Annotated in this window: 18 protein-coding genes and 2 pseudogenes; 2 read left to right on the top strand and 18 right to left on the bottom strand. The window is 41.1% G+C overall.

Annotated elements, in window-relative coordinates:
- Positions 1-13: 13 nt before the first annotated feature.
- The 5 genes and pseudogenes from ACUN27_RS18100 to ACUN27_RS18080 form a co-directional block, all read right to left on the bottom strand.
- Positions 14-1,585, bottom strand: a complete 1,572-nt coding sequence (locus ACUN27_RS18100) for a spore germination protein (RefSeq protein WP_445559332.1) — start codon at positions 1,583-1,585, stop codon at positions 14-16.
- Between the two features lie 217 nt (positions 1,586-1,802).
- Positions 1,803-2,027, bottom strand: a complete 225-nt coding sequence (locus ACUN27_RS18095; protein WP_445559331.1) for an S-layer homology domain-containing protein — start codon at positions 2,025-2,027, stop codon at positions 1,803-1,805.
- A 577-nt stretch (positions 2,028-2,604) separates the two neighbouring features.
- A pseudogene (locus ACUN27_RS18090) lies at positions 2,605-2,790 on the bottom strand (HAD domain-containing protein); the annotation flags it as partial.
- A 1,260-nt stretch (positions 2,791-4,050) separates the two neighbouring features.
- On the bottom strand, positions 4,051-4,494 hold the full coding sequence (locus tag ACUN27_RS18085; RefSeq protein WP_315950437.1) for an ASCH domain-containing protein: 444 nt from the start codon (positions 4,492-4,494) through the stop codon (positions 4,051-4,053).
- A 97-nt stretch (positions 4,495-4,591) separates the two neighbouring features.
- Positions 4,592-4,990, bottom strand: a complete 399-nt coding sequence (locus ACUN27_RS18080; RefSeq protein WP_315950438.1) for a hypothetical protein — start codon at positions 4,988-4,990, stop codon at positions 4,592-4,594.
- Positions 4,991-5,251: 261 nt separating this feature from the next.
- Between ACUN27_RS18080 and ACUN27_RS18075 the strand changes: the two are divergent.
- Positions 5,252-5,527: pseudogene (locus ACUN27_RS18075) on the top strand (C40 family peptidase); the annotation flags it as partial.
- Positions 5,528-5,540: 13 nt separating this feature from the next.
- Here the strand turns inward: ACUN27_RS18075 and ACUN27_RS18070 are convergent.
- From ACUN27_RS18070 to ACUN27_RS18010, 13 genes are all read right to left on the bottom strand, one after another.
- Positions 5,541-5,858 carry a DUF7674 family protein gene (locus ACUN27_RS18070; protein ID WP_315950439.1) on the bottom strand — a complete coding sequence of 106 codons (318 nt, stop codon included), beginning with the start codon at positions 5,856-5,858 and terminating at the stop codon, positions 5,541-5,543.
- Between the two features lie 227 nt (positions 5,859-6,085).
- Positions 6,086-7,807 carry a ubiquinone-dependent pyruvate dehydrogenase gene (poxB, locus tag ACUN27_RS18065; protein ID WP_315950440.1) on the bottom strand — a complete coding sequence of 574 codons (1,722 nt, stop codon included), beginning with the start codon at positions 7,805-7,807 and terminating at the stop codon, positions 6,086-6,088.
- A gap of 411 nt (positions 7,808-8,218) precedes the next feature.
- Positions 8,219-9,313, bottom strand: coding sequence for a GerAB/ArcD/ProY family transporter (locus ACUN27_RS18060; RefSeq protein WP_315950441.1), 1,095 nt, complete (start codon positions 9,311-9,313; stop codon positions 8,219-8,221).
- Complete coding sequence (locus ACUN27_RS18055) at positions 9,314-9,562, bottom strand: hypothetical protein (RefSeq protein WP_315950443.1); 249 nt, start codon at positions 9,560-9,562, stop codon at positions 9,314-9,316.
- A complete protein-coding gene (locus ACUN27_RS18050) occupies positions 9,562-10,725 on the bottom strand; it encodes a Ger(x)C family spore germination protein (RefSeq protein WP_315950444.1) in 1,164 nt (387 codons plus the stop codon). Before ACUN27_RS18050 ends, ACUN27_RS18055 begins: the two co-directional genes overlap by 1 nt.
- 1 nt (position 10,726) lies before the next feature.
- Complete coding sequence (locus ACUN27_RS18045) at positions 10,727-12,229, bottom strand: spore germination protein (RefSeq protein ID WP_315950445.1); 1,503 nt, start codon at positions 12,227-12,229, stop codon at positions 10,727-10,729.
- A 293-nt stretch (positions 12,230-12,522) separates the two neighbouring features.
- A complete protein-coding gene (locus ACUN27_RS18040; RefSeq protein WP_315950446.1) occupies positions 12,523-13,626 on the bottom strand; it encodes an NADH:flavin oxidoreductase in 1,104 nt (367 codons plus the stop codon).
- A 2,032-nt stretch (positions 13,627-15,658) separates the two neighbouring features.
- On the bottom strand, positions 15,659-16,609 hold the full coding sequence (locus ACUN27_RS18035) for an alcohol dehydrogenase catalytic domain-containing protein (RefSeq protein WP_445559330.1): 951 nt from the start codon (positions 16,607-16,609) through the stop codon (positions 15,659-15,661).
- Positions 16,610-16,943: 334 nt separating this feature from the next.
- On the bottom strand, positions 16,944-17,546 hold the full coding sequence (locus tag ACUN27_RS18030; RefSeq protein WP_445559329.1) for an NADPH-dependent F420 reductase: 603 nt from the start codon (positions 17,544-17,546) through the stop codon (positions 16,944-16,946).
- A gap of 235 nt (positions 17,547-17,781) precedes the next feature.
- On the bottom strand, positions 17,782-18,876 hold the full coding sequence (locus tag ACUN27_RS18025) for an oxidoreductase (protein WP_445559328.1): 1,095 nt from the start codon (positions 18,874-18,876) through the stop codon (positions 17,782-17,784).
- A 1,163-nt stretch (positions 18,877-20,039) separates the two neighbouring features.
- Entirely contained in the window at positions 20,040-21,326 is a 1,287-nt protein-coding gene (locus ACUN27_RS18020) for an IS110 family transposase (protein WP_445559327.1), read from the bottom strand.
- Between the two features lie 308 nt (positions 21,327-21,634).
- Entirely contained in the window at positions 21,635-21,955 is a 321-nt protein-coding gene (locus ACUN27_RS18015) for a hypothetical protein (protein WP_315950453.1), read from the bottom strand.
- 261 nt (positions 21,956-22,216) lie between these two features.
- Positions 22,217-22,702 (bottom strand): GNAT family N-acetyltransferase, encoded by a 486-nt coding sequence (locus tag ACUN27_RS18010; RefSeq protein ID WP_445559326.1) that lies wholly within the window; start codon positions 22,700-22,702, stop codon positions 22,217-22,219.
- A gap of 195 nt (positions 22,703-22,897) precedes the next feature.
- On the opposite strand from ACUN27_RS18010, the gene ACUN27_RS18005 reads away from it, so the two are divergent.
- Positions 22,898-23,245, top strand: coding sequence for a winged helix-turn-helix transcriptional regulator (locus ACUN27_RS18005; RefSeq protein WP_315950457.1), 348 nt, complete (start codon positions 22,898-22,900; stop codon positions 23,243-23,245).
- Positions 23,246-23,663: the final 418 nt, after the last annotated feature.

The raw sequence follows: 23,663 nt of genomic DNA, 5'->3' as shown, positions 1-23,663 counted from the left end.
ATAGCCTCCTCATCTATGGATTGATACTGCCATCATGCTCGGGACCCGGCTTTTGATCACTTGCACTGCGGAACTTGTTATACTCACCTGTAAATTGAGGTCGGCTATCCATTTTCCACCACGGTGCGCGTATTAAAACATCTTTAAGTTCCTTGGAATTGGATGACGAAATGACAGATAAATACGAAGCTCCGAAGGAACGAAGGCTGCTCAAATGAATCAACATGGCTATAAAGCCTAGCATTACACCAAGCAGGCCTAAAGTCCCTGCCAGAAAGATCATTGGAAATCGCAACAGCCGAATGGTAATGCCCAATACATACCTTGGAATAATAAAAGACGCAATACCGGTTACCGCTACGACGATGACCATGGGTGCTGAGACAAGCCCTGCCTGAACCGCGGCTTGACCGATGACAAGAGCACCGACAATGCTGACTGCTGAGCCCACTTGCTTGGTAAGCCGGGTACCTGCCTCACGCAGCGCTTCGAAAGTGACCTCCATGATAAGCGCCTCAACGAATGCTGGGAAAGGAACAGACTCCCTTGAGCTCGACATACTGTAGATCAAATTGCCGGGGATCATCTCCTGATGAAAGGTAAGCACAGCCACATATAAGGATGGAAGAAATAAAGAAATAAAAAAAAATGTATATCGCAGCCAGCGGATTGCCGTCCCGCTCCAAAACCGTTGATAGTAATCCTCCGCGGATTGCAGTAAGGATGGAAACGTTGTAGGTGCAATCAAAGCATTTGGCGTTCCCTCCGTTAAAATCGCAACACGCCCTTCGAGCAAGCCTGCACAGGTAACGTCCGGTCGTTCTGTTGAAAGCAGCTGTGGAAAAGGAGAATACGGATTGTCTTCAATCAATTCCTCGATATACCCGCTCTCCAAGATTCCGTCTATCTGAATGCGAGACAGCCGATTGGTGACTTCCTGAATAAGCGTTTCGTCAGTGAGGCTTTCAATATAGACGATCGCTACCTTTGTCTTGGTGTACTCTCCGATTTTTAGCATTTGAATCTTGAGCAGCGGACTTTTAATGATACGACGGATTTGCGATAAATTCGTTAACAGCGTTTCGGTAAAGCCTTCTCGTGAGCCGCGGATCATGATCTCAGAATTCGGTTCCTCGATACCACGCTGCTCCCATTTATTTAACCCTAGTGAAATTCCGACTGTTTCGTTATGGCAAAGCAAAATTGGAAGCCCGGTCGAAATAGCTTCTATGCACTGCTCGAACGTTTCGACGGAACTGGTCTGGGCTACGAAAATTTTTCTCTCCTTTATCTGCTTTACAGTAACAGTTTCCGTTTCACCGAGCTGCATGAGAGGGGCTATTACCATTTCTTCGATACCGCTTGAATTCGCCAATCCTTCGATGTAGATAAGTGCCATCTTTGAGTCGGCGCTAATGACAAAAGTTCGGAATACAACATCGGCACATTTCGAATAAATCGACTGAAATACTTGCAGGTTGTCGCTCAGATCTGGAAACAACGAGTGCTGCTGAGTCGGGAGAGATTCTCCCAGATGTTCCTCTCCAGCCCTTTTCTGCATGAGTCTCTTGAAATTTCTAATCATGGACTACTTTCCTTCCGAGGAAATCTCTCCCAATGTTGTCTAACCTCTAGGTTTCTTAATTTGATGCGTTTTTATGCAAAAATGAGGCTATCGCTTGAATATTTTTGTGACTTTACGATAACCTCTAAACGTGATCAATTTTTGAAGTAATCGAAATGAAAGACCAAAAAGCACAAGGCAAATGGCCATCAAAGATATTACTTGGATGGCTCTTTCATTATTCTTGATCCCAATACGAGATTAATCGGTAGATCATGATTGCGGTTTCCTCACGGCTCAACGTTTTGGACGGGCGGAAAGTACCGTCCTCATAGCCGTCCAGGAAGCCGACGCCGACCTGACGAATCTGCTCGACGTAATCCCGAGCATCGGCGATGTGGGCAACCGCCTTGGGATTGCAAGACGTAAATTTCGGCTGCGGCCAGGTCGCAAAAGCTGACACTGAAATAAATCAAATCTCAAACTCATTTGAGGAAGCTCAATCGTTATTTAGTATGAATTTAACTCGGAACCCAGGTACGATCATCTATTACGATGAAAATTCTAATGAATGAACAAAACAAAAACGGGATTCCGCGAGACAAGCTCCTTCACTATCGTTATCCATCTGCGTAATAGCCAACTACATAACTTTATTGAATCTAACCTCATTAATTTGTTCTTTAGCTTTTGTCGCTGCTGTTATATATCTGAACATGTCAGTTTCTGTTGTTTTTCTCCAATCTTCATTTTGATTCATGTACGAGTAAATAATGCCTCTTGAGGAGGATATAACTGCACCAATACCATTATAATCAAAAAAATACACCTAAATCCTCAGCTTTCTCACCTTGTACCCCAAAGCCAGGAACTAGGAAAATTGAATGTGGTAGTATTTCGTATCTTCCTTGCCTCTTCCGGATAAGTAGCCCCAACAACTGCGCCAATAAATGAATAATTATTAATCCCTACTGTCTTACTCGCCAATTCTTCAATTTGTTCCGCCATTTTGAAGTAAAGCAATTTTCCATTCTCCAATTTTAAATCTTGTATTTCATATGACGAGGGGTTAGCACTAGTGTTCTACCGATCACGCTCTTATCGAGATCATACCAGGAAAACAGCTTCTTCATTTCTTTGATCGATAGTCCTTTTCTCCACGTCGATGAAAGAACAATCTTGGGGCCTGTCCGTTTGATCACTTCGCGTAAACTAGGAACAGCAACCGGGCAAAATTTCTTGAATCATGTGTAATCTACTGCGGACCATGAAATTTCGATGATTCATTACTCCGTCAATATCTAGAAATATTAGCTTCATAGCCTTCTCTCCCTCTAGCGCAATAAAAAAAGCCGCTTAGTTGAGCGACTTCTTGTTATCGATAACAGTTATATTCTTACTCCCGCATTTGGGGCAAAAGGACACTTCGCTTTGTGCAATGTTTTCTATGTAGCCTTCAACATCGCAATCGTGGCATGATACTGAGACTACACTATTTGAATTTTCCATCAACTTTTTTATTCCTCCATTTCTTTCTTAGTTGCATTATCTCACTAATTATTCAAAACCACCATCCACCCGGGCACGAAGGATCATTTCACTTTTTAAAAACAAGTAATAAAAAAGCACCACAGGAAGCTAGCTAGACTGTTAGTCGGAGTCGTTCGTAGTACCGAAGCCTACAACCCGATTAAAATCTTTGAACTAGTAGCCTAAAAATCAAACCTCACGCAAGTTGGCGTATTCGCAGGAGAACAAAGAAAGCGCAGAGTATCGGGATACGTTAAACAAAAGGGCTCAGACCCATTCCGTTAGAAAGACCGACCTCCACCCCTTGGATAGATATGACGAAGGAATGAAAGGGCTATTGACCTGTCGAGACATGGGAGTGAAAATCGCTAAGGGTACTGTGGAGAATACGTGCAGCATTTGGAATGTATTGGATGAATAAACCTCACCTCTGTTCCCGCATGCCTTTTTAACGAAACATTCTTATGTATCTCGGTTATCTTTCATTCACCGCCGATATCTAATCCATGAAATCCTGCGAATAGACGAGCTTGCGTGAGGAATTTAAATCATACCGAGGGAGTTTAATCAGTACGGCCAGATTACGAAGTTTTCGTTCATACACCAATCCGATTCAAGCCGTCTGTCGGGAATGGGATAAAGTTCTTGTCATTTGGTTTTGACAAGAACTTTGTCCATAAAACAAAAAAGCCGCGATTTACGCGACCTTAATGAGATAATGTTCTTGTCACCCGACATCTTGTCGGTTGACAAACTTCCAGGCTCGACATCTATGATTTCACCTGTATTTGTAATATAGCTCGGTGCTGAGAATTAATATACGGAATATTGGCACATGGGGGCCATGACTACCCGATTTTTCAATTGTAAACCACCTTAATTAATTTCATAAGGAGAAAATACAAAATAAGTGATTGGTCAAGTCAGAACCTCCATTTATTGATTGTTTACATAGGTCATATCATCAACTCTTCGCCTATCGGATATTCCCATAGTCCCAGTTTTCCCTTCACGGGAATATAGGGCTTCAGCAGACGGAAACCCGCTATTTCCCACGCAAAATAACCTGTACTGTAATCGCCTAACAGGAAGTCGTCCCCCGTCACGACCTTCCCGCAATCCAGAATGGCTGACGTATGATTAGCGTCGATGACTTGATAACAATTCGTAAGCTCGCAAGTTGCAAGGATAACCCCCGTAGGGAGGTTTTGTTCCTTATAGCCATTCTTGGCGAGTAAAGAACGAATGGGTTCATATTTGCAGGCCTGCTTATCGACTTTCTGGCTTGCATGAATGGCCAACGGTCCGCGATACCGGGTCTTCCAGGATCTTGTTTCATAGAGAGTCTCGCCTTGGACAAGCAGAGTCGCCCACGGTTGAATCATGGATAATACTTTCATTCCTATACGCTCCATTACTGTTCATAATGAAGTACTATTCCCCAAACATTCTCTAGACTTTCCAAATACGTTGCAAAACCGCACACCGTCCATGAAATTAACGTTTGCTCACTCGGGAATGTGTATGGGAATTGTTGATCAACGGAAGGCCCCACCGATGAAATAAGGCTCGCAATCCTTCATCCAGCGCTTCACCCCCGACAATAACAAAAGCAAAGCACATTAATTCTAATAGGCGTTCTTTGCCCTTCCAAATAATCAGGATCGTTGTTAACCCAATCAAAGGGAAGAATACATAATACGAACCTAAGAGCGCAAAACAATTCATCCAAGCACTCCAATTGGGATCGAACATTTCGTGAATGATAAAGTTAACGATCTCATCAAATAGAGTAAACTCATTTTCTAAAAATTCTTGAATCATACCAATCACGAGAGATAGACACACGGCAAAGACGGTAAAAGCACCTAGAACGACAAACTTTACTTTCCCCATGGAATGATAATGAAATATTACCTTCTGGAGATTTTTTGTGAGCAGATTAGTGAATTTAACCTTATTCTTCCGAAACCAATAAACCATCATTATTACGAAAGCAACGATTACCCCAATGTAAATCAAATTCCGGTTAATCGTATGATGATATTGCTCCCATTTTGGGCCTAAGACCTTACCAAGAGAGATAAAAACAACTACCCAAATGAACGCGCCGAAATAGGAGTATCCAGCATAAATCCGAAAGGGAAGACGAGTTACTCCAGCGAAGTACCCTATTTATATAGCAAAAATGGAATCAATCTTCCCCGTTCGTCAAAGCAGCAGTCACAAACAGGAACATACGTTGCTAGAAATCAGCTTCAACCGGGTGATCTTGTCTTTTTCTACTCAACAATTCATCATGTTGGTATCTACATGGGGAATGAAAAGGTTTTGCACACCTATGGCACCCCTGGTGTTACGATTTCAGATATGAACTCTGGCTGGTGGAGTAAGAATTACAAAACAGCCCGTCGTGTAATCCACATGGTCTGACTCGCTTAGTTAACTATACTGCTAAGTTCAGAAGACCTCTTTCAGTTCTCCAACTGAAGGAGGTCTTCTTCCTATGGCAGAACATCCCATGTTCTTGGTACATAAGATAGCTTCTACCTAATCCTCTATCAGCCTCTAATTGAAGTTGCATGGTTTTAGGTCCCATATATTCTTGTGCAACCCCAAGAAATGTTTTGTCGTTACCCAGTGATTCCAATACTGTAACTGAAAAAACGTTAATTAAGTGATTATCTTTACAACTAGATACTTCTTCGAAATAATCAAAAATACTCTCTAACAGTTTGATGTTTCTATTCTCGCTTAATACCATTAAAACTGCCGATTGCTCAAAGTCTCCACCTCATTAAGCGGACATAGGCACCAAATCGAATAAATTCCGATACATACTAGATATATTTGCGATGTAACTAGCTGTAATTCTATTTGTATTAACGCAAGCGTAATAGCCCTCATCTGACAATCAGATGGGGGCTATTTAAACTTGCGACTAAGGCAGTGTGACCAGTCAGTTGTAGGAGTCCAAAGTACTCCTATTTATTACCGAAGGAGATTGGTTTTCGCCAGTTCGATGACTTCGTTGCCTTGTCCATTCAAAACGGCTTTCAGCATCCACATCGTAAATCCGCGAGCCTGCTCGAGGTTGATTTTCGGCGGCATCGCCAGCTCCTGACGATTGACGACAACGTCTAGTACTACAGAACCGCTGTGTTCGATCATTCGGCGAACGGCGCTTTCCAAGTCATTCGGATCCTCGACGCGAATTCCTTCGATTCCCATGGCTTGAGCAAGTGCCGCAAAGTTAGGATTGTCGAGTTCCGTTCCGAATTCTAAAAAGCCAGCAGCTTTCATTTCCAATTCCACGAATCCAAGCGCACCATTATTAAAAACAACGATCTTTATCGGGAGCTTATGCTGACGAAGGGTCAATAGATCTCCGAGCAGCATAGTGAGTCCCCCGTCCCCAGACAGCGATATGACCTGGCGTCCCGGTTGCGCAACCTGCGCCCCAATCGCCTGGGGCATGGCGTTCGCCATTGTCCCGTGGTTAAACGAGCCAAGTAGCCTTCTTTTTCCATTCATGCTCAAGTATCGGGCAGCCCACACAGTCGGCGTCCCAACATCGCAAGTAAAAACGGCATCCTCATCTGCGAGATCGCTGATTACCTTCATGAGGAATTGTGGATGAATAGGAGCTCGTCCGGGAGCTGCAAGGTTGTCCAGTTCCTCGCGAACTTTGGCATAATGTGCTGCAAAGTGCTGCAGGTGATCGGGGGAGTGCGGTTCCATTAAAAAGGGTAACAGCGTGTCGACCGTCGTCTTTATGTCTCCGCATACCCCGTATGCGAGCGGCGTTCGCCGGCCTAGTCGGGAGGAATCCAAATCAACCTGAAGGATGGTCGCTTCTTGCGGATAAAATTGCCGGTATGGAAAATCGGTACCCAGCATGAGTAAGACATCGCATTCCATCATGGCGTGGTATCCTGATGAATATCCGATGAGGCCGGTTAATCCGACGGAATACGGGTTGTCATATTCCAGATATTCTTTTCCTCGCAGCGCTATGACCATCGGGGATTGCAGTTTCTCGCACAGCTTCATTAGCGAAGCATGAGCTCCCGAGCAGCCAGCACCGCACAGCAAGGTGATCCTCTTGCCTTTGTCTAAGTAGTCGGCAAGCGTCTTCAATTCGTCTGTAGAAGGGCAGACAATTGGCCGGGTGGAATGGATGACGCGTTCTGGAACCGGGCTTTCGTCGTATTCGAAAGCGGCTACATCACCAGGAAGTACTAAGACAGACACTCCCGCCCTTGCCGTCGCGGTTTGCATCGCCATCGTAACAGCTCGAGGTATTTGCCTCGGTCCGGTTACGACTTCACAAAAGAAGCTGCATTCCTGAAACAACATGTCAGGACGTGTCTCTTGAAAAAAGCCGCTGCCAATTTCACTGCTCGGAATATGAGCGGCAATCGCAAGTACTGGCACCCGGTTTCGATGGCAATCATACAAACCGTTAATGAGATGTAAATTACCAGGTCCGCTGCTACCCGCACATACGGCGATTCCTCCGCTTAGGGTGGCATCCGCGCCAGCCGCGAACGCTGCAACCTCTTCGTGGCGGACATGGATCCATTCTATTTTTCCGGAACGACGGATCGCATCAAGCAAGGCATTAAGCGAATCGCCGATAATGCCGTAAATTCGCTTTACGCCGGCGTTTAGAAGGGATTCCACGATGGAATCAGCTATCGTTCTTTTCAAGGGAATCACTCCTTATTGTTTTTATTATTTTGCCATAATATGAGCAGTATATTCTTGATTTCACTACGATCGGGTTTGTTGGGCTTTAATCTTAAAACTGGTTCAGCCTTGCCATAAACGATAAAAAAGATGCATTGGTTATTGCCATCATGGTGAAAAACGGCTACTATTCCCCTATTCTAGTTATTGGGATGAGCAAGGACACAAACATATGGTTTGGTTTGAGGACGCACGTGCGAGGGCAGCGAAATGCCAACTGGTTATTGACCATCGACTACGCGGTATAGGGGCTTGGCAACTTGGTCTTAACTTTCCGCGATCGTCGTTTTTAATTATGCATTTCTTCATGCAAAGAAGAGTTATTTAGATGTCCAACTCCTTGCATTCAATGTAACATCGTAAAATTTCGAATTATATAGGTTTCTTACTACGTGTTCTGATCATAGTAAAAACAGCTAATAAAATCGGAAAGATGATACATGGGAACAGCGATGAAATAGTGAATATTTTTGCTCCATATGTGAAGTGATCAGCCGTTCGGATATAACTTCTACAAGTATGGGCAAAAAATAGCAGTCCAACTACAAATACAAGAGGTTTCTTTTTCTTTATATTTAAAATGTTTGCTAACACTAGTGTAAACACATATTGCGTAACAATGACAGAGAGTAATGTAAGAACCGTCCATAATCCGATATTCATGACTTCGATTCTCTCCAAGTATTCTCCGAATTTCACCAATTGTATGGTTGAAAAAAATGGAAACATTGACGTACTTATGTAGTTGAACCCTAATGAGCCAAGACATAAATAAGTAATAATTAGCATGTAAAGCCCTGACATAATAATAGCAATCATAGAACTTAAAAATATTTTTCGCGGCCGTTCGACTCTTGACATTAAAAAACCAAATGTAATGACTTGAGAGAAGTTAAATGTAAATATGGACATGCTCTGCGCGATGACTTCAGATAAATTACTTTGAAACGGAGGAAGGAATGGATTGGTTTGAATCTCTGGAAAAACAAATGGGCAAGTGAAAAGGAAACCGATTAAAAAAAATGGCAAGATAACCATGTTCATTCGTACTAAAGTGCCAAGTCCTATATAAACGCCATATGTAGAACAAATAACACAAGTAAAGATCAGTACATTTGCATTTGTATTTGGCAACATGATTGTTCTGTAGGACATAGTCATCGCCCTAAGCCCTCCAGAAGTGGATTCAAGATTATATAAAAGATAGATACAAAGTATAGATTTCCCGACCCATTTCCCCAATACTTTATTACAAATTTCCACTAAACTAATTTGCGGATACTGACGATGAACATAATAAATGAGGGATAGTACACCAATACCAATACAAATATTCAAAACATTAGCCATCCATACGTCCTGCTTTAATACTTTTGCTTCGGACAGAAATAATCCTTCAAATCCTGAAATAAATCCGAATAATAGAAAGCTAAACTGAATATGAGATATCTTTTCTAAACCTGCCATTTACATCCCACCTGTTTGTTTATTCAATAGATCATGATAGATATAGTCGGATAGTGGTGTATACAAAATAGTGTACATACTTTCAACTGTTGGCCATTTTTCCCCAAAATATGGGGTAAAATAGCCCCCAATAAAACAACATAATACAAACATCCAAATAGCATCAGATACTGATGACTTTTTGAGTAAATGGATTAATAAAACAATTCCATAAATAAGAGAACCAATCATAAAAAAACTATTTACCATTAATGCGCCCCTCCAATGGACGTGGTCATACCCGCTTTGTCAATTATAACTGAGGCATGAATTTCAATAGGTACATTAGGATATATATTTTCCCACTCCTTTTGGATGGTTTTCCATCCAGTTGGCTGATGTTGGATCAAAATATCTGAAAATCCAAGTATATCTACTTTCAAATCCCTTTGAAAATGATCCAGGCTATTCTTTAATGCTTGTTCCATATGCTCAGTAGCAGCTTCCTCCATCTGTTTAATGACTTCCGAATTTGTAACGTCTATATTCTGATTCACACTTTCGACCGTTACATTAAATTTCATAATAACTTTCATAACTGGCATACCATTTCTAAATTCACTCTGAATCTCAGAATTGATAACATGAAATATAGAAGTAAAATCGAAGTCAGATTTCGACTTAATATTTTCAGGAAATTCTAGGTTTCTCCATATTTTCTTATTAGATAAGATGTTAACCACTACAATATCTTTTCCATCCAACCATCCAACCAACCTCTCCTTATAAATCACTGCTCCACCACTCAATACAAGTACATCTTTGATTTTAGTTTGAGATGGGTTTACAACTAAACTGGCTGTCACAAATCCCCGATGAGGATTAGCGTATAAGTTAACAAAGTCTTTTAAAATGATTGGAGAACTCTGGCCGAGAAGTTTATTATTTCGGATTTGACCCAGTAGATCATCTGAAATGATATCTCCGGACTCGGTTTTAAATTTTAATTTAGACGAGGCTTGACCTTTGGATATGATCAGGTAGGATGTAATTCGGAACTCACGTTTTCGTGTTAAGTAATCTACTACCTCGTATAAAGAGTACCGTGCCGCATCCTCACCAATGATGAAAAATTTATTATGCTGAAAAATAACATTTTTACCAGCATGAGCACGCATTTTTTTACCTGCTTCTAATAGCGTACTTCCTGTTTCACTTGTAATCCATTTGGTAAATGCTCCTGTTTTTTCTTGACTCGAGTTTGAAGGCAAAACGCAAAATGTTGTAAATGTATATTGTTTTGATTTTTGGTCATAATCGATAGCTACTGCCGTATCTAGTGCAATATCACTGATTTCTGAAGCATCACTCGAGCATCCTTCAGTTAGAATCACAATTATACATAATATTACATACCCAACAACACGTCTCATATTAATCCCACTCTTTTCCGGTCATATAATTGGTTGGACGTTTAGAAACCTCCCCTATTCGCACCTCTTGGCGAGATGATGCTTTTCTAAATTTAACCGGGAATAGTATAATTTCTTTAAAAACATTCTTCCATTTATCCGATCCAAGCGGATCTAGAAAAAGAACGCCACAAGATCTTAAGGAACATAAGTGGTAGATAATCAGAAACAAACCCACAGATACTCCAAACATACCTTGATTGGCCGCAAGAATCATTAACGGAAACCGTAATATGCGAAATGAAATACCTGTACTGAAGTAAGGAACTGTAAAGGAAGCTATACCCGTCATCGCAACAACAATGACCATCGGACGTGAAACAATCCCTGATTGTACAGCAGCTTCGCCAATAATAAGAGCACCTACGATACTGACTGATTGCCCCACAACGCGTGGTAAACGTAAACTCGCTTCCCTTAGCACCTCAAAAGATACTTCCATAATGATCGCTTCAATGAATGTAGGAAATGGTATCCCTGCTTTTGAAGAGAGAAACGTCATCATGAGTGGCGTTGGAATCATTTCTAAATGAAACGTGGTTAAGGCTATATAGAGTGAAGGACCCATCAAAGAAATGAACAAAGTGATTAAGCGTATGACACGCATTAAATTAGCGAAGTAAAATCGTTCGTATAGATCTTCTGAAGGATGTAGCATTTCAAAAAATGTACTAGGTGCAATTAATGCGTTTGGTGACCCATCCATCATGATTACGATTTTCCCTCGATTTACTGCTGTGACGACACGATCGGGTCTCTCCGTATCCAATATCTGAGGAAATGGTGAAAACGTACTATCTTGAATCAATTCTTCAATTTGTGTACTATCCACAAGCGTATTAATTTCTATTGCTTCAACTCGACGCATCAGCTCATTCAAAACTTCGCTATTAACAACATTCGCAAGATAGAGGATCATCACTTTCGTTTGGCTCTCTTGTCCTAGATGAACCAATTTGGCTTTCAGATTTGATGATTTCATCCGTCGAAAAACCATACCTAAATTTATTTGCAAATCATCAGAAAAGCCTTCTCGCGGACCGCGTACGTTAAGTTCAAGCTGTGGCTCACCTATTGCTCTAGTCTCGTATCCTGGCAAACTCATGGCATAACCTTCAGAATGTCCATCCATAAAAATAACGAAGTTGGCATCAGCAACATGACTGACGATTTCATTCATATCCGTAAGCACTTGTACATCGCCTAGCGAATATAGGGTATCAAGGATCGTTTTTTGTACTTGTCCTTGATCTTTATTCGCTGATAAATCCAAGTTAATTTTACGGATGATTTGTTCATTTAATCTTTTTTCATCCACGAGGATCGTTAAATATACGATGAATGCTCCACAGTTCACATCCGAATGGATAAGGTTTCTAACGATTAGTAATTCATTCTCGGAGTAAAATTGCTGAAGTTTCTCTAAGTTCATAGCCGCAGATGATGTTACCGGTACTTGGTTCAATTCTATTGTCCCTCCTCCCTTAGATCACATGAACATTGGATAATTATCCAAATATTAGTGTTTCCTGTAGTATTAGCAATAGTACTCCGAAGTATGTTCATGTTCATTCATAACTCAAAGTTTATTTTTTAAAATGCCAATTAAAATAGGCGACCTCCTCTCGATTGTATTTCGAGAAGCGATCGCCTGTGCTACTGCTTGTATGTCAATTAGGAAAAGTGTTTACCTGCTGTAAGGTTGTTCCCCAATCACCAATGATGTCGTTTCAACAAGGCACTAGTTCTTTAACCTCTTTACTTCGCATACTCATACAATTCTTCGTCCTTTAGATTTGGTGTAGGGCCCAAAATATTTTCTAAAGCTGATTCCATCGGAAGACCCTTCTCTGCTTTGAACACCCAGTCATGATTAGCTAATGCGGCTTTTCCTAGTGAAATCAAATCTGAACCTGCCTCCAGCGCCCTTTCGGCATCCTCTGGCTGATCCAGTTGCCCATTAGCAATAACAGTCGTATTTCCATATTTTTTCGCTAATTCAGCTAATGTTGAACCGCTATCCCCGAAGGCCGGTGCATGGGCATTATATTCAGTGACGTGGATATAATCGGGCTTTTCTGCGCCAATGGCTTCGAAAATGATTCGGGCGTCTTCTTCACCGTTCGCCCACTTGTGCACATAGTAATTGGCTTTAGCCTGCGAAATTCGAACGCCGACAACAATACGTTGACCCACTTTTTCCTTGACGGCTCTAATAATATCGGTGACAAAACGCACACGGTTCTCAGTAGATCCGCCATATTCATCTTGACGTAGATTTGTGAAATCCGTCAAAAATTCGTCCAATAAATATCCGGCTGCCGCGTGAATCTCTACCCCGTCGAACCCTGCTTGTTCGGCTCTTAAAGCTGCTTCCGCAAAACTGGCTATGATAGCTTTGATTTCTGCTAGTGTAAGTTCCTTCGGCGTTAGATACTCGCCTTTACCTCCAAATGCTGGTGGTTGCTCACCTAAAGGCTTCACAGCCGAAGGAGCCACTGTCCCATCTTTATAAATGTTACCTATAGCGAGAGCACCAGCATGAGCAATTTGCAAAACAATTTTACCACCTTTAGCATGAACAGCTTCAGTTACTTGTTTCCAAGCTTCGAGATGCTCAACATTTGCGATTCCAGGTTGAAAACTATATCCTTGACTGTATTCTTCATCTGGGTATGTTGCTTCGGTAATCACAAGACCAAATCCACCCGCAGCATAGCTTTGATAATATCGCGCCATTCTATCGGTTGCATTTCCATTCTCTTCGGCAGAAATGCGAGTCATCGGGGCAACTACTGCTCGGTTTTTCAGGGTAAGATTTCGCAGTTTATATGTGGAAAGAAGTTTTTTAAGTGTTGTCATGATAAATATCTCCTTTTATGTTAAAAAGTTATTTTTCCTAAAAAATCACTAAGTCTCTAAGGTCTACGACTCGACAATGTTTTCGATTATGATAATCTGTTCCAAAGTTCAAAGATTTATACAAGAATAAATGAATGGACGACCGCTACTTTACCATTAAAACGATTCGTAATGGTTAATTTGCTGCCCTTTCACCAACAGGTTCAAACCAGCGAAGCATCTTACTTTTTATTTGCGTTTCTCACGTTATTTGCGTTTCTCACGAAACTCATTATGGAGCGTATGTTCCAAATTGAAATTACTTTTTAGTTTTATAGTAACCAAAAGTTATAATTTTGTCGTTTAAGGGAGATGGCTACTAATCTACATGTAAATTACCTGCAATTATGGTTCTTTCCAGAGGAACAAGGTCAAGAACCTTCATATCAAACCACTCAATAATCTGATGGAACATTCTAATCATAAGACTTCATCCCTTCTCACTATTTTTCTTAACTCATACATATAGTAGCTTATGTCTATTTATTGTTCTGTAAGATAGATTACTTTGGATTGGTTAAATAGAAGACAATAAAATCAGCTTAACTACAGAAAATTTTAGTGAACTTCTTATAATGTATATAATTCACTTTTGTAATATTAATACTACACCATTGCTTCCTTAGAATACATTTCAGGACATCATAGTATGCTGAAGTCTCTTCGACTCAATAGTTCATTTTAATATTTCTTGATTTCAATGATATGAGCATCACACTCATTATTTCTTTACTTGGACTTTTTGATTCATACGAAAGCTTATGAAATCTCTAGCTGTTGGAAAATTCTTTTCTGCTAGTTCAACAAAATATATTTGACTTGTCGATCCATGGACAAAAACAACCAAAGACATTAACAATATACTAATCATTACGGCAAAAACAGAAGAAGCTATTCTAATGGAATAGATAATACTTCATCTATAATCGATGTTAGATACTTATAATACGTATACACAATAAATGTTGCAGCAATACTCAAGGCAGGAACAATGTAACCTTTTCCGCTAGTACTGCGCGGCACAAAAATTAGCTGATTATTTGTTCCATCATCAATCACTCCTTAATTGGAAGACATCTTTAACTGCTATTTTGAGCCTCCGTTATCTGTTTACCATTAGTCCCAAGTGATATATGTTCGTTCTGAAATCGAACCGACTGACTTAAAGAAATTACTTTCTACTTGTAATCTACCTTACTGAACGATTGTTAAGAGTGAGTTACTATATAGAAGTGCGAAAGAAACAGAAGAAATTAATGGGGAAATATTAAAATCAGCGAATAGTGAACTGATTAACATTTTTCATTCATTAATGAGGGAATGAAACTTACTAAGTTTTAAATTTTACATTTCCATTATAATCAGGTTGATTCTCCATTCACAAACATCATCTATAATATAGTTATTATAAGCTCAAGGAGGTGTTTATATCATGTATTACGAAGAAGATCGCGAACCGTATGACAATGATAAGGATGAAAAATAACGCGGTATCCGCAAATAGTAAAATTCGACTACAAATGACCTCGGTTCACTCTCAAAATCACGGACAAACAGCAAACCTTTACAACCCAAAAATCAGTTCTTAACCGCATACCACAATGCGTGTCAAGAACTGATTTTAATCTATACAGGACCTCCGCAGGAAAGTTTCAACGGAGGATTTCTGCTACTTGCAGGTCTGAGTCACTAAGTTTCATTCCTCGCTTCCCGCTGGGCCCCAATTTAAAATCTTGCCATATGATTATATCGTCTTCCCTCTGGATATAAACAGAAATGAATCTACACTCCTCATCTCCGCATCAGTACACCTTCAATCTAGATCGTAACACGATCATGCTGGAGAGGATACGCCATAAACCTATCATTTCCTTCAAAAATCCATTCACTTTGATAAACGCAACTTCCCCTTTCAACGAAACCAGACTGGTTTTCTTGCATGTTAAAAAACGGCGCTGCTGCACCCCGGGGTGCAGCAGCGCCGCAAGAGCAGCTATTCGAATTTCAAAACGACGTTGCCTTTTTTCCCAGGCGCAGCAACAGCTTCCACGGCATGCTTGATTTCGGATAGATCGAATTCCTTATAGCTTGAGAGCATGGGCTTCGAATTGCTTCCCACCTCGATGGCGGCTTTCACGTCTTGCATTCGCTCATCTGCCGTCGTATCTTCTTGCCAAGTCATGATCGTTGCCCCGACCAGTGTAAGCGACTTTACCGTTAAAGCGGTCATGTCTGACGGTCCACCCGCCAAGGAGCCATAGGAAACGATGCGGCCTTTGACAGCCAACAGGTCGAATAGTCCGGTTAGCATGTCGCCGCCGACCCCGTCAACCGCCAGCATGATGTCTTCTCCGGCTGCTTTGCGGACCTCAGCCTGCCAGCCATCCACGTCGGTTGCGATTATGTTTCCGCCAGGCAGCTCCCTTTCCAAATGTTCGCCAGAATGGGTGGAGCGTACAAGGCGAATGGGGTCGATTCCCTGCTGAAGCGCAAAGTAAGTGATCATTTTGGCCACAGAAGATGATGCGCCGGTCTGAATCAGCCGCCTCGGGCGCGGCTCTAGTTCACGCAAGCCCGCTCGAAGCACATGCCGGGCTGTGATGGTATTGATGAGCAGTTGGGTCGCGATTTCGTCTGACATCTCATCGGGCAATGCCACCAGAGCCTGGGCGGGCACAGCTACATAGCTCTGCCATGCTCCCGGGTAGAAGAACGCCACGCGCATGCCCATCGTCAAACCGGTTCCATCCAGTGCACCCGGCGCGGCATCCTCGATGACTCCTGCCGCCTCGAGGCCAGGCAACCGACCTTCGGGCAGCTTTCCAGACGAATCGGAGTACTTTGTGGCAATCAGCTGAAGATCACCTGGATGAATCACGCTCCTTGTGATCCTTACCAGCACCTCGCCTTCGGCAAGTGGTTGGTCAAAAGTCGCGGACTCCACCTCAAGAACCTCTTGAGGATCGCCGAAGCGATACTGGATGATGCGTTTTCCTATGCGTGCCATTTCTCATTCTCCTTGACTACAGGGATAGGAAAGCAACGAATCATCTATTTCCATCCCTATATTTTCATTTTTTATCTTTAGTTAATCTCGAGTCAGATATCAATCTTCAACTTTAGAAAGTGGATACTTGATTTCTAAAAATTCCTTATATGTCATTGGTTTTCGGCCAACCAGACGTTCAAGTTCTCCCGATATCTCCGAAAATTCTCCGCTTTAGCGATGAGAAGTAGAGATTGCAGATGTTATAGCGTATCAACCCTTAGATGTTGCTTCAAACGATGAATTTCTCCAAGAGATTCAAATTCAACCCAGCAAGAGGACCGCCTATTTGCTGAAGACTACCGCCATGGCTTAAGGAGCCGAGATCAATGCATGCAAAACCAATTCCCTCCCAGATTTCTAGGAAAACTTGTTTTGTCGGGCTGTCGTCTCCTGATACGAAAAGGACCGTCTTCGGCTTCTTTTCCGTATAATCCTGAATCCATTGCATCGGAACCGTGTTGAAAGCTTTAATTACACGAGCGCCAGGAGCATATTGCGCTACGATTTCACTGGAATTCACTTCTGACAAGTCACCAAGGGAATCCATATTGTCAAAACGGTTGGTAGCATCAATAATAACGCGGCCTGTCCAATCAGGAACCATCGACAAAGCTGCAGGAACTTGCGACCACCCTACGCTCAAAATGACGTAGTCCTGCTCAGCTGCTTCTGAAGGCGTTCCAGATTTCGTGCCAGCACCGAGCGAACTTACCAGCTCCCACAACGTTTCGGGACCACGGCTATTACTCAGCATGACTTCGTGGCCGTGTAGCAACAGATGCTTCGCCAGCGTTTGAGCAACGACTCCTGCTCCAATAAAGCCAAATTTCATTACGCACCCCCAGGTATTATCTAATTTATTTTTATCTAGTCGTAACTGAAACAAGTGCCCCTCATTCACTAAAGAACATGAAGCTAGTTCAAAAACACGACCCGTAGGCCGTGTTTTTGTTATTGGGGTAACCCAGCGGTCATCACTTGAACAGTGTAAAGGTCCGTGGCTTTGCGTCACTGCCTTTATCCTTATTTATATTAGTCTCGTTATTATTCTTCAATAAAGATATTCTTTACTTCGCATACCCATACAATTCTTGGTCCTTTAGATTAGGTGTAGGGCCCAAAATATTTTCTAAAGCTGATTCCATCGGAAGACCTTTCTCTGCTTTGAACACCCAGTCATGATTAGCTAGTGCGGCTTTTCCTAGTGAAATCAAATCCGAACCTGCCTCCAGCGCCCTTTCGGCATCCTCTGGCTGATCCAGTTGCCCATTAGCAATAACAGTCGTATTTCCATATTTTTTTGCTAATTCAGCTAGTGTTGAACCGCTATCCCCGAAGGCCGGTGCATGGGCATTATATTCAACAGTGTGGATATAATCGGGCTTTTCTGCGCCAATGGCTCCAAAAATGATTCGGGCGTCTTCTTCACCGTTCGCCCACTTGTGCGTAAAGTGATTGGATTTAGCCTGCGATATTCGAACGCCGACAACAAAACGTTGACTAACTTTCTCCTTGACGGCTCTAATAACTTCGGTTACAAAACGCACACGGTTCTCAGTTGATCCGCCATATTCATCTTGACGTAGATTTGTGAAATCCGTCAAAAATTCGTCCAATAAATAACCGCTTGCCGCGTGAATCTCTACCCCGTCGAACCCTGCTCGTTCGGCTCTTAAAGCTGCTTCCGCCATACTAGCTATGATAGCTTTGATTTCTTCTAGTGTAAGTTCCTTTGGCGTTGCATACTCGCCTTCAGCTCCAAATGCTGGTGATAGCTCACCTATTGGCTTCACAGCCGAAGGAGCCACTGTCCCTTTTGGATAATGAGAGAGAGCACCAGTATGGGCAATTTGCATTATAATTTTACCACCCTTAGCATGAACAGCTTCAGTTACTTGTTTCCATGCTTCGACATGCCCAACATTTGCGATTCCTGGTTGAAAACTAAATCCTTGACTGTATTCTTCATCTGTGTATGTTCCTTCGGTAATCACAAGACCAAATCCACCCGCAGCATAGCTTTCATAATATCGCGCCATTCTATCGGTTGCATTTCCATTCATTTCGGCAGAAATGCGAGTCATCGGGGCAACTACTGCTCGGTTTTTCAAGGTAAGATTTCCTAGATTATATGTGGAAAGAAGTTTTTTAAGTGTTGTCATGATAAGTATCTCCTTTAATGTCAAAAAATTATTTTTCCAAAAAATCACTAAATCTCTAAGGTCTACGGCTCGACAATGATTTCGATTATGAATAATCTGTTCCTAAGTTCAAGGATTTCTACAAGAATAAATGAATTGACGACCACTACTTTACTATTAAAACTATTCGTATTTGTTAATTTGCTGCCCCATTCACCAACAGGTTCAAGCCAGCAACAATTCTGTCCTCAATTAAACTTGTAAGCTTTTCCTCTTATTCATACAATAAGATTAGGAACACCTCCTTTATTTTTAGAAGCATCTTACTTTTTATTTTCGCTTCTCACAAAACTCATTATGGAGCATAAGTTCCAAATTGAACAGTACTTACTTTGAAGTTATATAGTAACCTAAAAGTTATAATTATGTCTTTCAAGGGGCATAGCTGCTATTCTACATGTAAATCACTTGCAATTATGGTTCGATCCAGAGGAACAAGACCTAGAACCTTCATATCAAACCAACTAGTAATCGAATGGAAACTCACTAATCGCGGCAAAAACAGAAGAAGTTCTTAAATACAATGAAGCAAGAATTACAGTTTGGAAAAAAATATATCGCAGCTTGCTGATTCCATTTCTTGACGCTATTTTTCCGTTATCTGGTTACCATGTAGTCCCTAGCGAATATGTTTGTTCTGCACGTGTCATGGATGTTTGTTCCCAATATGTCTGCCCGTTAACGTAACGAGGCTGCCTATTTGCGGCAGCCTCTACTTTTTGTTTATTAAGCTCTCGTTCTTCGTCCCTCAGTTTTAAGGGTTTATTTCACGTAAACTCATTCATTCGCAGGATTTCATCACCTTGAAATATAGTAATCTTAAGAATACTAGGTTGTTGAGACCGTAATGAACCCTTCTATGGCATGCGGGAACAGAAGAAACATTGGAACATTTCCCCATTTCAATAATCTACTGCACGCATACTCCACAATCCCTTGGAGATTGACCATCCCAAGGCTCTACGGGTCGACGCCCTTACATTCCTTCGTTACACCTATCCAAGGTGTGGAGACCGATAGCGTTTAGCGGATGGGTCTGTGCCCTTATGAAGAACGAACTCGGTCCTCCGTGCTTTCTTTTTTGAAGTCCTGCGAATGAATCAATTTACATTAGTTCGAAGATGTTAGGCAGCGTGGGTATACGGAATGACTGTTTTTTCAGGAGTGAATGACTCCTCGGAATGCACCAAGCCAACTAAGATTCGTGCCAGTTTTCCAAGCAGTTTAAATATCGACTTCTGCTTACTCATATGTTTAACTTGCACATTATTCAGATGTAATTGCTTAAATATAGGATTTGTTCCCACTAATGTTAAGGTAGCCAGATACAAATATTTTCGGAGTGTGGAATCTCCTCGTTTGGAGAGTATGATCTGGCCTTTACGCTTTCCAGACATGCTTTCTGCCAAATTTAAACCGGCTTTTCGTAGCAATTGACGACCGTGAACGTACTGCGTCAGATCACCGGCACCAGCCAGAATTGCTGCAATATAGATCGTGCCCAAACCTTTAATGGAACGAAGCTGGCTAGCAATCGGGATCTCACCAAGCAAAGCCGCGATTTCTTTTGCTATTTGGTTCAATATACCGTCAATACGCTCGTACTCTTCTAGTAAGCGATGCAGATCCTGTTTGGCCTCATTCAGCGCTACAGTTTCCCCCACGCTTTGAACCGCTTTAGAGAGTAGCTCAGCTGCCTTCTGAATACCTGTGGAGCCGCCAGCTCGTTTCATATATTTTCGCCAACCTGTAATAACTTCTGATGTAGATTGACCTTTTAGATCCAACGGAGACGGGAACTCTTTGAGTGTAGCTATGGAGCGTGGGCAGGTCCAATCTTTAAACACAGAAGCATACTCAGGGAAGCGTATATCCAGCCAGCGTATGATCCGATTCTGCATCCGAACACTATTTGTAACCCAAAATTCTCGATCATTCATTAGGGTTCGTAACCTCTGAAAATGAGTTGCTTGCCGAATGTATTCATAATAATAGCCACGGCTAACAACATCCGCAATAACAAGGGCATCCTTTGGGTCACTCTTGGAAGGACAATTATCTCGGTTCTCTTTGTTTCGTTTCGTCGTTGCTGGATTAACTAAAACGACGTTTAGGCCTTTCTGGGCAAGCCAGTTAGCTAAACTGTACCAGTAGTGTCCCGTCGGCTCCATGCCAATTATGATATCCTTCAGTCGATGTTTTTGTTGCAAACCTTCCATCCAACGCTGTAATTTCTCAAATCCCTGGATAGTGTTTTTGAATGATAGATGCTGGTTTGTAAGGACAATTCCCCGAAAATTTGTAGCTTGAGCTACTTGAGTTTCCTTTGCCATATCAATGCCCACAACAAGATGTGAAGTAGTAATTCGTTCAATACGTTGATTTTGACCGTCTGATTGCTTAAACTTCATAATAAGAGCGCCTCCTTGATGGTGTTGGGTATCTACCCGTCGACAAACCCATCATACCGAGGCGCTCCTTTTTTGACAAAGCCCATTTCTTAGGCTATACAGGAATGTTTAGGTGAGCAAAAGACTGCCGATCGTGCCGGCAGCCTCCAAATGCTGTGTTTTAAACAAACGTTTCTCGTTAGCTGAATGATGTGATGCTTTTTTCTCTGCGCGCATCTTTTTACTTTATAGCTTAATAGGCAAATCTGAATTATCTCTCATAAACAGGTGTACATCCAACGGAGCACTAATCTCTTGAATCTATATTTTTACATTGAATAATTACATGGGATATATTCAATTCTTGATTCAGCAATTATCGTTAACAATCGGTTTTGCTCATTATACTGTACGATTTTGTTCTTAGTGTATAACCAAATTTTTATTGTTTGATCATTAAGTCCCTGAAACAAAGATAGATTCAGTTCTCTGTTCCATTTCAAAATCTTTTGGATATCAACTTCTGGTGACAAGTGGATTGCAATCTCCCAATAATCACCATTTGTTGTAACCGTATAAGCCAATTTATCTTTTCCTGTATGTATAAACGTACCACCAACCATATGCTTCAATACAAGTTCTTCTCGCATACCAATCCCCGCTTTATCTGTTAGAATAGGTCAATTAGCATCAGAACTTTATATTCATCTGTACTAATGCTTAATTCTGACATCACTTCTATTCGCACAGAAAAGAAGATTATCATTCTCTAACTTTCTGGTAGATCGAAAGATATTAAGGAGCTTCCTCAATTTTATCTACACCTTCTAACGTTCAGTATGATATCTTTCATATTTTCGATATCATACCTACAAATTTCATATAAAAACGCATCGTGCTGCAGTGAGAACCTAATCGATATCAAGTCGATATAACGAGGAAATTCTATCAGGATAATCATATTGAATTGGCAATTCCTCTTTGTTAATTAGAATAAATCCATTTTTCTCGTAAAAGCGATGAGATCTTTTTGCAATGAATGGTGTATCAAGAACAATTATTTTAATTTTCTGCTTTTTAGCGTACTCAACAAGTACATTAAACAACCCTTGCCCAATAGAAAACTCTTTACCACGATATTCCTCATATACAAAAAACTTTTTTAAAACTGCAATCTCATCTGATAAATTCATCAATCCAATTGAACCAATGACCTTGCCCTCTTTTTTATCTAAAGCAACCCAAAAGTTTCCCCCATTATGTAGGTAGTACGTTTCAATATCCAGCAAATCGGGTTGTTCCTCGATTTTAATATTTAAATTATTTTCATAATTTTGAACATGTAATACTAAATTGATAATTTCTTCTTTATAACTCCTATCATATAAAGTAATCAATACGATCCCTCCTGCCATAAATCTAATCAAACAGTTAAATGGTTGTTTTCTTCTCGTTGTTAACCTACTATTAGTTTGAATACTTTAAGCTTGTATTATATTATGAATCAAAAGAAACAATATAAAAAGTAGACACTTTTTTGTTACATAGTAACCAAATAGTTACAATTAAACTCGGGAGATGTTAAATCATACATGAAGACATATTATTGCGACTTAGAGATTACCTTGGAGGTAATCGGGGGCAAATGGAAGGGGCTCGTTTTATACCATTTGATAAAAGGTCCCAAGCGAACTAGCGAGTTAAAAAGACTTATTCAAAACATTTCTCAAAAAATGCTCATTCAAACACTTAGAGAATTAGAGATTGACGGACTCATTCGTAGGAACATGTATAAACAAGTACCTCCTAAAGTTGAATATTCAACTACTGAACTTGGTCAATCGCTTGAGCCTATGTTGAGAGCGCTTTGTTCCTGGGGTGGAGAATATGCAGAAAAAGCACTCACTAAAGATGAGTATCAAATTCTAGATATAGAGTAAATTTAAAATCAAAGTTTCAAATATAACCGTTTGAATGTAAATTCCGATTTATTCTATAGTTATTCATAGTAGTTGAATTAACTTTTAACCTATGTCCTCAAAAACCTTGTTTTAAGTTATTAAAGTATGGTTACCACTATTTAATAATAAGATCACTAACCTCAGCCTTAAGCCTCACTCATCCCGAGTGTCCCCTCATCATCCGACATGTCTGGGAAGATAGTAAAGAATGGATGAGGCTAAATCGCCTAAGTATTTGTAATGGCTGCGTCGCCAAACCAAACAGCGAAGTTTCGCGGATGCCAAAGAGCTCAAACGTACTTCATTATTGCCGGTTTCGGGGACGCGAAAAAGTCTAAGAACAAGCGTTGATGATGGCGGCCATTGCCAAGAACATAAAAAAGATTGCCAACCACCT

This window comes from Paenibacillus sp. WC2504 (assembly GCF_052682475.1).
The sequence above is the reverse complement of the archived record's forward strand: the minus strand, read 5'-3'. Positions and strand labels throughout refer to the sequence as shown.

What these genes read in the sequence shown, in the direction of transcription:
- ACUN27_RS18100 (WP_445559332.1), bottom strand. Translation starts at nt 1,585, where the DNA reads ATGATTAGAAATTTCAAGAGACTCATGCAGAAAAGGGCTGGAGAGGAA.
- ACUN27_RS18080 (WP_315950438.1), bottom strand. Translation starts at nt 4,990, where the DNA reads ATGGGGAAAGTAAAGTTTGTCGTTCTAGGTGCTTTTACCGTCTTTGCC.
- ACUN27_RS18005 (WP_315950457.1), top strand. Translation starts at nt 22,898, where the DNA reads ATGAAGACATATTATTGCGACTTAGAGATTACCTTGGAGGTAATCGGG.
- ACUN27_RS18030 (WP_445559329.1), bottom strand. Translation starts at nt 17,546, where the DNA reads ATGAAATTTGGCTTTATTGGAGCAGGAGTCGTTGCTCAAACGCTGGCG.
- ACUN27_RS18015 (WP_315950453.1), bottom strand. Translation starts at nt 21,955, where the DNA reads ATGCGAGAAGAACTTGTATTGAAGCATATGGTTGGTGGTACGTTTATA.
- ACUN27_RS18020 (WP_445559327.1), bottom strand. Translation starts at nt 21,326, where the DNA reads ATGAAGTTTAAGCAATCAGACGGTCAAAATCAACGTATTGAACGAATT.
- ACUN27_RS18070 (WP_315950439.1), bottom strand. Translation starts at nt 5,858, where the DNA reads ATGGTATTAAGCGAGAATAGAAACATCAAACTGTTAGAGAGTATTTTT.
- ACUN27_RS18060 (WP_315950441.1), bottom strand. Translation starts at nt 9,313, where the DNA reads ATGGCAGGTTTAGAAAAGATATCTCATATTCAGTTTAGCTTTCTATTA.
- ACUN27_RS18085 (WP_315950437.1), bottom strand. Translation starts at nt 4,494, where the DNA reads ATGAAAGTATTATCCATGATTCAACCGTGGGCGACTCTGCTTGTCCAA.
- ACUN27_RS18050 (WP_315950444.1), bottom strand. Translation starts at nt 10,725, where the DNA reads ATGAGACGTGTTGTTGGGTATGTAATATTATGTATAATTGTGATTCTA.
- ACUN27_RS18055 (WP_315950443.1), bottom strand. Translation starts at nt 9,562, where the DNA reads ATGGTAAATAGTTTTTTTATGATTGGTTCTCTTATTTATGGAATTGTT.
- ACUN27_RS18025 (WP_445559328.1), bottom strand. Translation starts at nt 18,876, where the DNA reads ATGACAACACTTAAAAAACTTCTTTCCACATATAATCTAGGAAATCTT.
- ACUN27_RS18040 (WP_315950446.1), bottom strand. Translation starts at nt 13,626, where the DNA reads ATGACAACACTTAAAAAACTTCTTTCCACATATAAACTGCGAAATCTT.